Genomic DNA, 14694 nt, shown 5'->3' with positions numbered 1-14694 from the left:
TCAGAAGATCTAGGGATCCGCCCTCTTCCTCTCCTTCAGCCGCTCCACAAGCCGGGGGACGATCTCCCTCCAGTCCTCCACCACGCCTACTTCCGCCGCCTTGAAGATCGGAGCTTCCGGATCGGTGTTGATGGCCACGATGTGCCGCGCACCGCTCACCCCCGCGAGGTGCTGGCTTGCCCCGCTGATCCCGACCGCGAGGTAAAGCTCGGGGGCGATCTTCTTCCCCGTCTGGCCGATCTGGAGGTGACCGGGAGCCCAACCGGCGTCCACCGCGGCACGGCTCGCTCCCACCGTCCCCCCCATCAGACGCGCGAGCTCCTCCAGCACCCGGAAGCCCTCTTCCCCGCCGATGCCCCGCCCTCCTCCGACCACCACCCGGGCCTCCTCCAGGCGGGGCCCCGTGGTCTCCTGCCTGCGGTGCTCCAATACCCGGATCCGGGGAACGATCCGCACGGCCTCGTCCAGCGGGACGGTTCGGATTCCCTCCGGACCTGGATCCCCGGATCGCACCGGCTGCGCGGAGAACGCCCGGGGCCGCACGGTCACCACGGTCACGGGGCGGTGGGATCTCACCGCAGCCAGGGCCTTCCCGCCGTACATGGGCCGGATCCAGAGGAGAGAGCCCTCCGGATCCCGGCGCACGCCCACCACATCCGTGATCGAGGCCGCCTGCAGCCGCCACGCGACCCGGGGACCGAGCTCCGCGCCCATCGGGTCGGCCCGGAGCAGGAGGACGGTGGGCTGTACCGCGCGCGCGACCTCCGTCAGGGCCGCCACGTACCGATCGCTGGACAGGTCTTGAAGGACAGGGTCCGTCGCCAGCCAGATCCGCTCGGCCCCTCCTCGCCAGGCCTCCCGCGCCATCTCCTGAGCGACCTCCTCCTCCGGACCGAGGACGGCCACCTCCAGGGCACCGTCCGCGACCTGGACCGCCGCGCGCCCGGCTCCCACCACTTCCGCCCATGCGGAATTCGAGGGGCTCGAAAGGACCACCGCGAGCACACGCATCTCCGCCTCCTCACACCACCTTCAGCCGCTCCAGCTCCGCCAGCAGGGCTTCCACTTTCGCCTCCACCGTCTCTCCCTCGATCATCTGGCACCGGCCCTCCACCCGCGGCAGGTCCAGCTCCACGAGCGTCGTCCACGGGGACGCGGCCTCCGGGGGCAGATCCCCTACCCCCACGGTGGGAACCGTCTTCCGCTGGGCGGCCATGATGTCCCGGACCCGCGGCATGCGGGGAACGTTGCACTCCGCGTTGGTGACCGTCAGGAGGACGGGAAGCTGCACCTCCACGACCTCCGTGCCCTCTTCCGTCTCCCGCTCCACGTGAAGGGCACCCGGAGCACCCGGACGCGCCCGGAGCACGTTGGTCACCACGGGGAAGCCCAACATCTCCGCGAGGAGAGGCCCCACCTGACCCGCGTCCGTGTCCGCGGCCTGCCGGCCGCAGACCACCACATCCACGGGCCACAGGTGGCCCCGGAGGGCAGCCGCCAGCGCCGCGGCCGTCTGGACCCCATCCGGTTCCTCCAGGGACGAGGCATCGACCCGCAACGATTCCTGGGCCCCCATGGCCAGGGCCTTCCGCAGCACCTCGTCCGCGCTTCGACCGCCCAGGTTCAGAGCCACCACGGAGGCTTCCCCCGCCGCCTCCCGCAGCTGGAGGGCGACTTCCAGCGCGATCTCATCGAAGGTGCTCATCACCAATCGGGGGTTCTCCACCGCGGGCCGCCTCGCCGCCCGGTCAACGGCGAACTCCTCCGCGGGCAGCTCCGGGTCCAACACCTGCTTCACGCACACCACGATGCGCATCCGTCCGCCTCCTCACCCGCGTCTACGGGCTTTCCTCCGGGTCCGGCCCCGTCCCGATCACGCCCTCCGCCTGGAGGTCCCGGATCTCCTCCGGGGAAAACCCCAGCTCCCGCAGCACGGGGACCGTATCCTCTCCCAGGTCCGGAACCCGGGTGTACTGTGCCCGGTTCCGCTCTAGCCGCAGGGGGCTCGCGATGGTCTTCACCTTCCCCACCGGGGAGTCCAGCTCCTGGATCAGTCCTCGGGCCAGCACCTGGGGGTGTTCCAGCACCTCCCCGATGCTCCGCATAACCCCCCACGGCAGGCCCGCTGCCTGCAGCCGCCGCGCCCACTCCTCCTGGCCGCGGGTCCTCAGGATCTGCTCCAGGAGCGGCTCCAGCACCTCCCGGTTCTGCCGGCGCTTCTCCACGGTGTGGAAATCGGGGTGGTCCACGAGCTCCGGCCGCTCGATGACCTGCTCGCAGAACCGCCTCCAATCCCGGTCGCTGGCCACCGCGAAGCAGATCCACTTCCCGTCCGCCGCCTGGAACGGCCCGTAGGGCACGATGTAGTGGTGCCGCATGCCCGCGCGCCCGGGCTCCTCTCCGCCGTACCAGACGTGGTAGGGGAAGTACCCCAGCCACGCCAGCATCGCCTCGAACATGGACACCTCCACGAACTGCCCCTCCCCGGTCCGCTCCCGCTCCAGCAGGGCCAGGACGATCCCTAGGGCCCCGTACAGCCCCGCGGCGAGGTCCGCCACCGGTACGCCCACCTTGGCCGGTGCCTCCGGGTACCCCGTGACGGCCATCATGCCCGCCTCTGCCTGCACCAGCAGATCGTAGGCCTTCATCTCCCGGTACGGCCCCTCCCGCCCGTATCCGGAGATGGAGCAGTAAACGAGCCGGGGGTTCCAAGATCGGACGTTCCCATAGCCTAGCCCCAAGCTCTCCGCCACGCCCGGCGCGTGGTTCTCCACGAACACGTCCGCACGCTCCACCAGCCGCCGGGCCACCTCCCGAGCCCGCGGGCGCTTGAGATCCAGCACCACGCTCCGCTTGTTCCGGTTCACCCACACGTATCCAGAGCTCAGCCCCCGCACCACGCTGTCCCACGATCGGATGAGATCTCCCCCCGGCCTCTCGATCTTGATGACCTCCGCCCCCATGTCCCCGAGGAGGCTCGTGCAGAACGGCCCCGCCACCGCCACCTCCAGGGCCACCACCCGCTTCCCTGCCAGGACGCCCGGCATCACTCCTCCCGCGGGGTGGGGAACAGGTCCCGCCGTGGCGCGTACTCCCGTTTCCAGACCATGACGCTCCGCGTGTACTCGATCACCACCTCCCCCCGCTGGTTAATCCCCCTGGTCCGGAACTTCACGATCCCGAATTGAGGCCGGGATCGGCTTTCCCGTTTTTCGACCACCTCCGACTCCGAGTACAGGGTGTCCCCCACGAAGACCGGCTTTGGAAGCTTGATCTCGTCCCAGCCTAAGGCGAACCCGTTCTCGCTCGTGTCCTGGACCCCCAACCCCGCCACGATGGCCAGGGTCAGGGCGCTGTTCACCAGGGGCTTCCCGAACTCCGTCCGCTTCGCGTATTCCACATTGAAGTGGATCTGGTTGGTGTTGTTGGTCAGGAGGGTGAACCAGATGTTGTCCGCCTCCGTGATGGTCCGGCCCAGCCGGCTCCTGTACACATCTCCCACCTCGAAGTCCTCGAAGAACCGGCCTTCCCAACCCGGCTTCACCGGCATCTCCCTCACCTCCCTTTCCGGTTAATCCTCCAGCCAAATCAGCTTCGCCGGGTTCTCCACCAGCATCTTCCGGATGTCCTCCTTGCTGATGCCGAAGGCCAGCAGGGCTCTCAGGAAGACCCGCATCCCGTCCATGGTGTCCATGTGCATCACCTGCCCGAAATCGCTCCCGATGATGCACCGCTCCGGTCCGATCTGCTTGATGGCCTCGATGGTCTCCATGGGATCCGCCACGGGCTGGTACAGGCTGGGGATCATGGGCTGGCAGTAGGTTCCCACGTAGACTCCCAGGTCCGCCAGCTCCCGCATCTCGTCCAGCAGGAGCTTGTTGAGCTCCAGAAGGGGATGGTCCAGGACGGCCCGGACGCCCAGCTCCTTGGCCTTCTTCGCGAGGGGGAGGAGCTCCTGAAAATCCGTGTGTCCGAAGCCGATCCCCACCCGGTGCTCCACGGCCAGCTTCATGATCTCCACCACCTCGGGGAGGACCTCCCCGTTGTCATCCACCAGTCGCACCTTCCCGAGCTCCGGCCGGCCCGCGGATCGCCAGTACCCGTAGGAGGTGAAGGTGGGGAACCAGATCATCTTGCAGTTCGGGTACTGGAGGGCGATCCGCACATACTCCGGGTTCATCCCGTGGCAGGTGCCCATCCCCCCGTAGACCTCCACCCGGTGCTCCAATTCCCCCCGGGCCACCAGGTCGTCGATGTACCGCTGCACCACGTATGCCGCGTTGCAACTGATGTTGTAATGGTCCTTGAACACCACGGCCCGCATGCGGGCCTTCGCCGCGTCTATGGCCACCTGGATCATGTCCTGGGATCGATAGACGAAATCCGGATAGGCGTGGATGTGCGTGTCGATGGCTCCCACCAGGAGCTCGTTCTCGATTCCGGGATAGATCCTCCGGATCTCCGGGCGGTCCTTCAGCATCTGGTAGAAGTAGTCCTTCGCATTCAGCTCCCGGACCCGCTTCAGGGTCAGGGTACGTCCCACCATGATCTGTTCCGCCGCCTGCTGGTCATAGAGGTCACACATTTCCACACCTCCTCCTCGCAAGGCTCTCCATGGGTTTCGGCCTCTTGGGCGCTACACTCTCACCGCGCTCCATGCCCGGAGGAACCGGGCCGCGTCCTCCGCGGGAGGATCTTCTGCGGGCACGTACGGGATGATCAGCCGGGTGACCCCGGCCTCCGCAAAGGGCTCAAGCCGCGCCCGGACCTCCTCCACGGAGGCGGCCGGGATGACCGGCAGCCGGTCCATGTACTCGTCCGTGATGGCCTCCTGGGCGGCCTTGAACCCCCCTTCCCGGAAGGCCTCGTGCACCCGGTCCACCTCCGCGCGGAAGCCCATCTCCCGCAGCATGTCGCGGTAGTACTCCGCGAGGTTGTAGAAGGTCAGGACCTGCCGGAGCCGGCTCCTGGCCTTTCGTTCGTCCGGGTGCACGGAAACGCGAACCTTGGCGATGATCTCCACGGAGTTGGGGTCCTTTCCCGCGTCCTCTGCCCCCCGACGCACGTTGGCCGCGATCTCCCGGATCTTCTGAGGGAGGGCCATGTTGATGAGCACCCCGTCCCCCACGGCCCCCGCCAGGTGGGCCATGCGAGGTCCCAGGGCGGCCACGTACACGGGAGGGGGTCCGTACCGGGGCCGCCACGCGAGCCGGAACCGCTGACCGGTGGAGTAGAAATGGCCCTGGTGCTCCACCCGCTCGCCCCGGGCCACCCGGCGCACGATCTCGATGTACTCCCGGATCCGCTCCAGGGGCTTGGTCAGGGTGCTCCCATGCCAGCCCGCGATGTTCTCGTTCCCCACGCCGAGACCCAGGAGGAACCGCCCCCCGCTGAGATCCTGGAGGGTGGCTGCCTGGATCCCCAGGGTCACGGGGCTGCGCCCGTGGATGTGGTAGATGGCGGTCCCCAGGAGGAGGCGCTGGGTCCTGCTGGCCACCGCGGACAGGAGCACGAGGGGGTCCGTGCTGTTGGACTCCCCTTTCCAGAGTGCTCCGAAACCTGCCTCCTCCGCCAGCACCGCGAGACCGACCACCTGATCTGCAGGATAGTGCGCGGCAGAATTCAGCTCGATGTCGTACTTCATCTTGAGATCACCCCCAGACTCTCTGCGAGGCGTAGGGTGGCCCGAGCCCGCTCCACGATGGGGCGATCGATGAGCTGTCCTCCCAGGGTGATGGAGCCCACCCCTGCGGCCTCCGCCTGCTCGAAGGCCTCCACCACCCGCCGGGCGAACTCCAGGTCGCTGGCGGAAGGGGTGAACACGTGGTTCACGGGCTCGATCTGGGAGGGGTGGATGATGGACTTCCCCGTGAACCCGAGCCTCCGGGCCATCCAGCAGTCCTGCCACAGGCCCGCGATGTCGTTCAGATCGGGCCAGACCCCGTCCACCGCCTGCACGTGCGCGGCGGCGGCTGCGGTGGCGAACGCGGACCGGGCGTACAGCAATTCCCGGGCTTCCTTCTCTCGCACCACGGGGAGACCCAGCTCGCGGGAGTAGTCCTCGGCCCCGAAGAGCAACCCCACCACCCGCTCACTCGACCGGGCGATGCGGTAGGCCTCCAGCAACCCCAGGGGACTCTCGATGGCCACCAGGAAGCGGAGACCCCCCACCGCCATCCCCCGTTCTGCCTCCACCCGACCCACGCGCTCGTCCATCTCCTGGACCTGCTCCGGGCTTTCCACCTTCGGAAGCACCAACCCATCCGCCCCTGGGCGCACCGCGCACCAGAGATCCCGTTCCAGGTCGGGGTGCCGGATGCCGTTCACCCGGACGAAGCGCATGGGGCCTCCCTCCGTCCGGGGTCGCTCCAGAGCCTCCGCGATGCGTTCCCGCGCCTCCTCCTTGGCGGCCGGGGGGACCCCATCCTCCAGGTCCAGCATGAGGGCGTCCGCGGCCAGCCCGAAGGCCTTGTCGATCATCCGCTGTCGGTTCCCCGGGACGAACAGCCACGAACGTTTCAGATCCATCTCCACCGCCCTCTCCCTCCTCTCAGTAGGATCTCGGCAGGCCCAGCACCCGATGGCCCAGGTACGCGAGGATGAGGTTCGGACTCACCGGTGCCGTCATGAGCAAACGGGTCTCCCGGAACTTCCGCTCCACGTCGTACTCCACCGCGAAGCCGTACCCTCCGTGGACGTTCATGCAGACGTTGGCCGCCTCCCACGCGGCCTCCGTGGCCAACAGCTTCGCCATGTTCGCCTGGGCGCCGCAGCTCTCTCCCCGGTCGAACCGACGGGCGGCCTCGAACCGCATGAGATCCGCGGCCTCCGTGTGGGCGAAGGCCTGGGCAATGGGGAACTGAATCCCCTGGTTCGCGCCGATGGGACGGCCGAACACCACGCGCCTCTTCGCGTATTCCACGGCCCGCTGGATGAACCACCGGGCGTCCCCGATGGCCTCCGCCGCCACCAGAATCCGCTCCGCATTCCACCCGTCCACGATGTATCGAAACCCCTTCCCTTCCTCCCCCACCAGGGCGTCCTCCGGGACCTCCAGGTCATCGAAGTACAGCTGGTAAGTGGGATGGTTGAGCATGGTCTCGATGGGGGTGATCCGGATCCGGTCCCGGCTTTCCCGCAGGTCAATGAGGAACAGGGACATCCCCTCGGTTTTCTGAGCCACTTCCTCGTAGCGGGTGGTGCGGGCCAGCAGGAGCATGAGGTCGGACTGCAGGACCCGGGAGATGAAGATCTTCTGGCCGCGGATCACGTAGCGGTCTCCCACCCGGCGGGCGAAGGTGGTGATCCGGGTGGTGTCCGAGCCCGCATCGGGCTCCGTGACGGCAAAGGCCTGGAGTCGGAGTTCCCCGCTGGCGATCCTCGGCAGGTACCGGCGTTTCTGTTCCTCGCTGCCGTAGCGGAGGATGGGCGCCATGGTGTACATCTGCGCGTGGCACGCGCTCGCGTTTCCCCCGGAGCGGTTGATCTCCTCCAGGATCACGCTGGCCTCCGTGATCCCCAGCCCCGCCCCTCCGTACTCCTCCGGAATGAGGATGGAGAGATACCCCTGCTCCGTGAGGACCCGGATGAACTCCTCCGGGTAGGCACGCCGTCGATCCAGCTCCCTCCAGTACTCGTCCGGGAACCGCTTGCACAGCTCCCGGATGGACTCCCGCAACAGGGCCAGGGACTCCGGAGAGCCTCGTTCCATGATCGCCCCCTCCTTTCCGTCTCACCTCAGGTACCAGCCATGCGGATCGATGCGGGTCCGCAGGATCTCCAGCTCCTCCCGAGAGGGGGGTGGGGTGGTCTGGATCTCCCCGGCCCAGACCAACGGGAAGCCTGTGGCCTCCTGCACCGCCTCGGGGTCCACGCCCGGGTGCACGCTTATCAGCCGCATCTCCCGGGTTTCCGCATCAAACCCCAGCACGGCCAGATCCGTGATCACGTGCACCGGCCCCCCGCGCAGGCCTGCAGCCTCCCGGCTGCGCCCTCCCTCGAGGAAGCCCGGGCTTGTACGGTAATCCACCCGTTCCGGGAACCTGCGCCGCTCGTGGGGCGTGATGATGATCACCCGTCCCGCCAGGGCCGCGATGTCGCATGCGCCTCCGCTGCCCCGAAATCTGCGGACGGGCCGTCCGTTCTGGCACACGTGCGTGGAGTTGATGTTGCCGAACCGGTCCACCTGGGCCCCGCCCAAGAACCCCACGTCGATCCGGCCGCCTTGAAGCAGGACCCCGAGGGTCTCCGTGAAGCTCGTGTGGCAGGTGGCGCGGTACCAGAGGCGTGGATCCGCGATCCCGATGGCGGGATCTACTGGCTCGGGCTCGAGGACTCCGATCTCGAGGACCATTCGGAGTCCCGGGGCGTGCGTGGCCTTCGCCAGCAGACACGCCAGCTGCGGAAGCCCCAGTCCCACCAACACGATCTCCCCGTCCCGGAGCAACCGGGAGGCGGCCACCACCATCATCTCGCTCGGGCTGTACCTCTGGCTTTTGCTCATCGCCTCAATACCCCCTTTCCGGATCCGCCACCAGATCCCGCAGGCGTTCCTCCCCCACGCGGTGCAGGTATCCCTCGTGGTCGGAGGTTCCCAGGACGTACTCCTCCAGGTATTGGGCGAACCCCTCCTCGGTTTGTGCGAGCGTGGCGTAGCGCCGCAGATGGTCGAAGTCGTAATCGTACTTCCGGTAGCAGGCGGTGGGGTAAGCGGAGAAACGGAGGGGGACCACCGCGTCCACGTAGAGGCCGCTCAGGACCGTCCCCTCCGGGGATCTCCGGAACGCCTCCTCGTCCACCAGCTCCTCCGTGAGCACGATGGTGCGGCGGGCGGCCCGGGCCTTCTCCAGGTTGTCCCACGTGGGCCCCAGGATCCGGCAATTTCCCTGACGATCTGCCATCTGGACGTGCAGCACCGCCACATCCGGCCGCAGGGCTCGGAGCCGGACGATCCTCTGGCCTTCAAAGGGATCCTCCGCCACCTCCGCCTCCCCCGCCTCCACGAGAGGTTCCAGCATCTCGGATCCCAGGAGCGTACGGGTGGGAATGTAAGGAATGCCGAGGGCCCCCGCATGGTAGCGGAGGGTGATGGCCAAGCTGCTTTGCTCCAGGACCCGGACCCTGCCCCTCAGGATCGCCTCGTTCACCCGGTTCAGCAGGCCCGCCCGATCTAGGGATCCGCCTCCAAAGATCAGGGTGTCCACCAGCCCCGCGCCCACCAGGAGGTCCGTATCCATTCCCCCCACCGCCTGACTGAGGGTCAGCCTTCCCCGCCGCTGCCGGATCATCTCGTGCACGAAGGCGATGGGGCAGCCCGAGACGGCAAATCCTCCCAGGGCCACATGTGCCCCCTCCGGGACGGACGCCACCACCTCCTGCAAGCTTCGCACCTTGTCCGGATTCATCGCGGCCCTCCTTCGCCTGGCGGAGTTGCCACCCAGTCCGGTCTTCGGCTCCCGATCTGACGGAAGATCCGGCTTCGCAAGGAAGCGAACGCGGCCGCGGACCGCGTCGCGATCTGATCACGAGGTCGCGGCAGATCCACCGGCACGTCGTCCACCACCCTTCCCGGAGACCCACTGAACACCAGAACTCGATCCGCGAGGTAGATGGCCTCGTCCACGTCGTGCGTGACGAGCAGGGTGGTAAACCGGAACTGGGTCCAGAGGTTCAGCAACAGATCTTCCAGCTCCATCCGCGTGAGGGCATCCACAGAGCCGAAGGGTTCGTCCATGAGGAGGATGCGGGGCTGAAAGGCCAGAGCCCGGGCGATGGCCACCCGCTGCTGCATCCCCCCGGAGAGCTCCCACGGATAGTGGTTCCCGAACCCGTCGAGGCCCACCGCCGCCAGCATCCGGAGGGCCAGTCCCTCCCGGTCCAGGGGCGTGAGTCCTTTCCGCTTCCGCAGGGGGAGCATCACGTTCTGGATCACCGTGAGCCAGGGGAACAGGGATCGGTTGTACTCCTGGAACACCAGGATGACTCCGGGCGGCGGCCCTGTCACCCGACGCCCTTCCACCCGGATCTCGCCCCGGGACGGGGCCATAAGACCACACACGCACTTGAGCAAGGTGGACTTCCCGCATCCCGAGGGCCCGACGATGGCCACGAATTCCCCTTCCATCACGGAGAAGGAAACCCCTTGGAGGGCCGCCCGCTGGCGTTCCGAGAATTCCTTGCTCACGTCCACCACTTCCAGCACGACCCGGCTCATGGCTGCACCGCCCGGGATCCCCGATGCCAGCCCAGGACGCGGCCCTCCACCCGCTCGAAAGCGCCGTTTACCAGGTATCCCAACAGGCCCAGCAGGAGGATGCCCGCGTACATCTCCGGCACCGCAAACAGGCGCTGGGCATTCAGGATGAAGTACCCCAGCCCATTGGTGCTTCCCACCATCTCCGCGATCACCATGGTGATGAAGGCCACGCCGAGACTCGTCCGGAGACCCGCGAAGAGCTGGGGCATGGTGGCCGGAGCCACCACCCCCATCACCACCTCTCGGGCGCTGAGGCCGAACATCCTGGCGGTCTCGATCATTACCTGATCCACGTTCCGCACCCCATCCCGGGCGTTCAGGAGGATGGGCCAGAGACTGGAGAAGGCGATCACGAACACCTTGCTCGCGTCTCCGATTCCCATCGTGAGGAGGGCAAAGGGGATGAGCGCAGGCGGCGGGATGGCCCGGAAGAACTCCACGAGGGGGTCCACGAACCGATCCAGCCGTCTCCAATGCCCCATGGCAATCCCCAGGACCGTCCCCACAAGCGCCGCGAGGCCGTACCCTTCCCCCATCCGCACCAGGCTGGGCACCACGTGGGCCGAGAGGTTTCGGGCCTGCCACACGGCCATGAAGGTCTCGACGATCCGGGTGATCGGGGGAAAGTACAGGGACCCGGATCGGCGGGAAAGGATCTCCCAAAGCCCCAGAAACGCCAGGAAAACCAGCCATCCCGCCCAGTTGGCCATCCGGACCCCGCGCCATCCCCTCGGCATCCTCACCCTCCTGCCTCCTCCGCCCGTCCCATGGCTCCCCGGTACCACCCCAGGGTCCGGCCCTCCAAGGCTCGCAGGAGGTGGTTCAGCAGGTATCCCAGGATTCCCAGAAGCAAAATCCCCCCGTACATCTCTGGGACACGGCTCCCTAGCTCTGTAGCCTTCACGTAGAAGCCGAGCCCTCCGGTGCCCGCCACCATCTCCGCGGTTACGGTCACGATGAGGGCCACCGCGGAGCTCACCCGAATGCCCGTGGTGATGAACGGAAGGGCGGACGGAACCACGACCCGCCAGAGGACCTCCCACCGCGCGAACCCAAAGACCCGGGCGCTGTCCACGAGTACGGGATCTGCGTTGTAGACCCCGTACATGGTGTTGAACAGCACGGGCCACACCGCCGCATAGCAAGCCACCGCGAACCGCATCTCCTCCCCGATCCCCAGCAGCAGGATGGCCACGGGAATGATGGCCACAGAGGGGATGGGCCGCAGCATCTCGATCAGCACCGCGCTGGCCCGCCGCATGATCCGGACCCGGCCCAGCAGGACGCCCCACGGCACCCCGATGGCCAGGGCCAGGGCGAGACCCCGTGCATAGGCCGCGAGGGTGGTCAGGGTGTGTTTGGGGATCTCACCCGTTCCCAGTTCCCGTACCAGGGCCAGGAGGACCCGGCTGGGAGGGGGGAAGAAGGCCGGGGGCAGAATTCCGGCCCTGGAGACCACCTCCCACGCCAGCACCGCTCCCAGGACCGAGACCCACCGGTCAAATCCCTTCCCCTGGAGCCACACGGTGCTCATCCTTTAGCGCAGGCCTCGCACTAAGATGTCTCCGAGCGCAAGAGGCCTCCGCAGCAGCCCGTGTTTGACAGCCGCCTCCACCACCGGCTGCACGTCCGAATCGAACACCGTGGAGAAGAACCCTGGCAGGGGCATCCGCTCCGCGACATCCGCGGGGACCCGGGTGTACCGGGGGATCAGGGCCCGGGCCTCACCGGGACGACGGAGGATGAACTCGTTCGCTCGCCGGATGGCCCGGTTGAAGGCGGCTGCGGCCTGCCGGTTTCGATCGAGCCAGGAGCGCTTCGCGAACCAGGAGGCCACCAGGACCCTCCGACCGAAGACCGCGAAGGGACGTGGATCCAGTACCCGAGCAACCCCCTGGGCCAACGCCACGCTCGCGAAGGGCTCGATGACCACCGCGGCATCCACCCGCTTCCCGCTCAGGGCCGCCGGCATATCGGGGAACGGAATTTCCACGAACCGGACCTGGACCGGATTCACCCCGTGCTGGTCGAGCCACGCGAGGGCCGCGAGGTAGGGGATGTTCGCCAGGGTGTTGACCGCCACGGTCTTGCCCACGAGGTCCCGCGCCCCGCGCACCGGGGAGTCCGCGGGGACCAACAACTGGTGGACGCGGTTGTGGGGATCCACCTCGAACGCTCCCGGTGCGAAGAACACGAAGTCAAACCCCCGCTCCCGGGCCAGCAGGATGGAGACGACATTGGACCATCCCACATCCAGACTGCCCCCTTCCACCGCGGGGGCGATCTGCGCACCTCCCGCCATGGTCGTGGTCTCCACCCGCAAGCCTTCCTCTGCGAAGTAGCCCTTGGCGTCTGCCACGAACAGCTGGAGCAGATCCACGATGGGAATGATGCCCACCCGGAGCCGTACCGGGGCCTGGGCGGGAACGGACGAGACGGAGCACACGATCAGGACCGTCACCACAAAGCCGGCCAATCCCGTCTGAAAGGCCACGCGTCTCACGGCTTTGCCCTCCTCCCGCTTTCGGTTTTGCGCCCCCTGCGATCAACACCCTCCCCGGCCTTTCCTACCCCAGAGAGAGCCGAGGCCACGGGCTGAACGGAGGCCTGCGGCCGGCCGTATCCCGTGGTCAGATAAGTCTCCAGGAGCGTGGGATCCCGGCCCAGTTCCTCGGGGAAGTAGTGGCGCAGAATCGCCTCCCCCGCGGCCAGGATGTTCTCGCGGACCAGGGTTTCCACGCGGATGGGGTCCCGGGCGCGGAACGCTGTCATGATCTCCTCATGGGCCCGCACGGACGCCTCCGCCCGTCCCGGAACGGAGATGGACATGTACCGAAGGCGCAGAATGGGCCGTCCCAGCCCGCGCAGGATCTCCTCCAGGGTTGGGTTCTGGGCGATCTCCGCGATCCGCTGGTGGAAGATCACGTTGAGGCGGAACAGTTCCGGCACATTCGGGGGCTCTAAGGCCTGGCGCATCTGGCGGACGAAGCTCTCGAGCTCCTCGATCTCCGCCTGCGTGGCGACCAGGGTGGCCTGCCGGGCGGCCAGGCCGTGAAGCCAGGCCCGACAGAGATAGATCCCCGCGACGGCACGGGCGTGGATGGTCGCCACCACGAACCCTCGACGGGGGATGTGCTCCACCAGGTGCTCTCGCTCCAGGCGTCGGAGGGCTTCCCGGACCGGCGTGCGGCTGGTCTTAAATTGGGCGGCCAAGGCCTCTTCCCGGAGCCTGGTACCTCCGGGCAGGCGACCCTGGATGATCTCGTTGGCCAGGATCTCCGCGATCTGCGCGCTGATCTCGGAGCGCTCCAGGGGAAGGACCTCGGACCGGATCAGGCGCTCCGCATCCCGGGCCAGCACGGGCCACCGCCTCGATCGGTCTCCATACGGCTAGTTCAATACAGAGTTTTGTATACAGAGTACACTACTGTCAAGAGGCTCCCGCCAAGTCGAACCCTGCAGAACAGTCCTCTCCTACCCTCGGGGTTCTGCTGGGGTGGCCGAGGGGATTTGAACCCCCAACCCCCAGAGCCACAGTCTGGTGCTCTGCCGTTGAGCTACGGCCACCGTGCCTCCGTGAGCCAGGGGGATTATACCACACGGAGCACCCCGCGCCATCGTCGGTCGGTCCCAGGGTCTTGCCCGTGGGCGCTGATGGGAGGCCTCCCCGTCCCCTTCCTGTTGGAGCGATTCCCGGATCGTGCTCCGGCGCAGTAGAATGAGCAGGGCCGCGCCCGTAGCTCAGGGGAGAGAGCGGCTGCCTTCTAAGCAGCGGGTCGGGGGTTCGAATCCCTCCGGGCGCGCCAGCGCTTGTACCGCAAGAGTTTCAGCCGCCCGCGACCTCAATAGAGCGGCCCGGAAAGCCAGGGTTCACCACCTTGGTCGAGGCCTTCCTGCTCAACAAGCAGGTAGCCGGGTGCACGCAGGCCACCTTCGGTACCTATCGGTGGTGACTAGATCGGTTTGCGAACTTCCTGGGCGATTTGGACTTGCCCCGCCTGCGTGAGGGATCTAGCCAGGGCCGGATCCGCAGCATCCCGCACCCGGGCTTCGCTAATCCGACCTGGTAATCTTTGCCAGCGGTCGCAGCCGCCCGGCCGCTGGTGGGGTTGGAGGTGCGGCTCACGCCCGGGACGGTCCCTGTAAGCACGCGGCGCAACCTCTCCCCGCTCCCGCAGCCTTCGGAGTCCCCGCCCCACGGCTGGATTGACGGGAGGGGAGGACCTCCATAGAGTGGTGCTGTGGATTTGTATAGACAGACCGGATGACCGGGGTGCGTCGGGGGTGTGCGGGCGTTCTCGGGTGTGGCCGGCCGGGACGGTTCCAGAAACCGGGAAAAGGAGGCGAGGGGCCATGCGACGGATGTCGGGGTGGGAAGCGGTTTGCGTCCTCCTCGGGCTGGTGGGCGTCCTGACCGTTCCCCTGCTGCGGACGGGGAG

At 67.5% G+C, this 14694-nt stretch carries 15 protein-coding genes and 2 tRNA genes; 1 reads left to right on the top strand and 16 read right to left on the bottom strand.

The window, feature by feature from the left end; genetic code table 11:
• Positions 1–9 precede the first annotated feature (9 nt).
• The 16 genes from QN206_10880 to QN206_10805 all read right to left on the bottom strand — a co-directional run bounded on the left by QN206_10880 (position 10) and on the right by QN206_10805 (position 13822).
• Positions 10–1011: an electron transfer flavoprotein subunit alpha/FixB family protein gene (locus tag QN206_10880; protein ID MDR7615309.1), complete on the bottom strand. Its 1002-nt coding sequence runs from the start codon at positions 1009–1011 to the stop codon at positions 10–12.
• A gap of 10 nt (positions 1012–1021) precedes the next feature.
• The gene (locus tag QN206_10875; GenBank protein MDR7615308.1) at positions 1022–1816 is read right to left on the bottom strand and encodes an electron transfer flavoprotein subunit beta/FixA family protein; all 795 of its coding nucleotides are present in this window, start codon (positions 1814–1816) and stop codon (positions 1022–1024) included.
• A 22-nt stretch (positions 1817–1838) separates the two neighbouring features.
• Positions 1839–3047 carry a CaiB/BaiF CoA-transferase family protein gene (locus tag QN206_10870; GenBank protein MDR7615307.1) on the bottom strand — a complete coding sequence of 403 codons (1209 nt, stop codon included), beginning with the start codon at positions 3045–3047 and terminating at the stop codon, positions 1839–1841.
• Complete coding sequence (locus QN206_10865; GenBank protein ID MDR7615306.1) at positions 3047–3550, bottom strand: MaoC family dehydratase; 504 nt, start codon at positions 3548–3550, stop codon at positions 3047–3049. The genes QN206_10870 and QN206_10865 overlap by 1 nt, the downstream gene beginning before the upstream one ends.
• Before the next feature lie 21 nt (positions 3551–3571).
• Positions 3572–4585, bottom strand: coding sequence for a DUF6282 family protein (locus tag QN206_10860; GenBank protein MDR7615305.1), 1014 nt, complete (start codon positions 4583–4585; stop codon positions 3572–3574).
• Positions 4586–4636: 51 nt separating this feature from the next.
• Positions 4637–5644, bottom strand: coding sequence for an LLM class flavin-dependent oxidoreductase (locus QN206_10855; GenBank protein ID MDR7615304.1), 1008 nt, complete (start codon positions 5642–5644; stop codon positions 4637–4639).
• Complete coding sequence (locus QN206_10850; protein ID MDR7615303.1) at positions 5641–6528, bottom strand: CoA ester lyase; 888 nt, start codon at positions 6526–6528, stop codon at positions 5641–5643. The genes QN206_10855 and QN206_10850 overlap by 4 nt, the downstream gene beginning before the upstream one ends.
• A gap of 22 nt (positions 6529–6550) precedes the next feature.
• Positions 6551–7711, bottom strand: coding sequence for an acyl-CoA dehydrogenase family protein (locus QN206_10845; protein ID MDR7615302.1), 1161 nt, complete (start codon positions 7709–7711; stop codon positions 6551–6553).
• A 21-nt stretch (positions 7712–7732) separates the two neighbouring features.
• Positions 7733–8503, bottom strand: coding sequence for a CoA-transferase (locus tag QN206_10840; GenBank protein ID MDR7615301.1), 771 nt, complete (start codon positions 8501–8503; stop codon positions 7733–7735).
• 4 nt (positions 8504–8507) lie between these two features.
• Positions 8508–9404: a CoA-transferase gene (locus tag QN206_10835; GenBank protein ID MDR7615300.1), complete on the bottom strand. Its 897-nt coding sequence runs from the start codon at positions 9402–9404 to the stop codon at positions 8508–8510.
• Positions 9401–10213, bottom strand: a complete 813-nt coding sequence (locus QN206_10830; protein MDR7615299.1) for an ABC transporter ATP-binding protein — start codon at positions 10211–10213, stop codon at positions 9401–9403. Before QN206_10830 ends, QN206_10835 begins: the two co-directional genes overlap by 4 nt.
• A complete protein-coding gene (locus tag QN206_10825; GenBank protein ID MDR7615298.1) occupies positions 10210–10992 on the bottom strand; it encodes an ABC transporter permease in 783 nt (260 codons plus the stop codon). Before QN206_10825 ends, QN206_10830 begins: the two co-directional genes overlap by 4 nt.
• A gap of 2 nt (positions 10993–10994) precedes the next feature.
• Positions 10995–11789: an ABC transporter permease gene (locus QN206_10820; protein MDR7615297.1), complete on the bottom strand. Its 795-nt coding sequence runs from the start codon at positions 11787–11789 to the stop codon at positions 10995–10997.
• 3 nt (positions 11790–11792) lie between these two features.
• Positions 11793–12758 carry an ABC transporter substrate-binding protein gene (locus QN206_10815; protein ID MDR7615296.1) on the bottom strand — a complete coding sequence of 322 codons (966 nt, stop codon included), beginning with the start codon at positions 12756–12758 and terminating at the stop codon, positions 11793–11795.
• Complete coding sequence (locus QN206_10810) at positions 12755–13615, bottom strand: GntR family transcriptional regulator (GenBank protein ID MDR7615295.1); 861 nt, start codon at positions 13613–13615, stop codon at positions 12755–12757. The genes QN206_10815 and QN206_10810 overlap by 4 nt, the downstream gene beginning before the upstream one ends.
• Positions 13616–13747: 132 nt before the next feature.
• Positions 13748–13822, bottom strand: a tRNA-His gene (locus QN206_10805).
• Between the two features lie 163 nt (positions 13823–13985).
• On the opposite strand from QN206_10805, the gene QN206_10800 reads away from it, so the two are divergent.
• Positions 13986–14061, top strand: a tRNA-Arg gene (locus QN206_10800).
• The last annotated feature ends 633 nt before the right edge of the window (positions 14062–14694 follow it).

This window comes from Armatimonadota bacterium (assembly GCA_031460175.1).
Taxonomy (GTDB): domain Bacteria; phylum Sysuimicrobiota; class Sysuimicrobiia; order Sysuimicrobiales; family Sysuimicrobiaceae; genus Sysuimicrobium; species Sysuimicrobium tengchongense.
The sequence above is the reverse complement of the archived record's forward strand: the minus strand, read 5'-3'. Positions and strand labels throughout refer to the sequence as shown.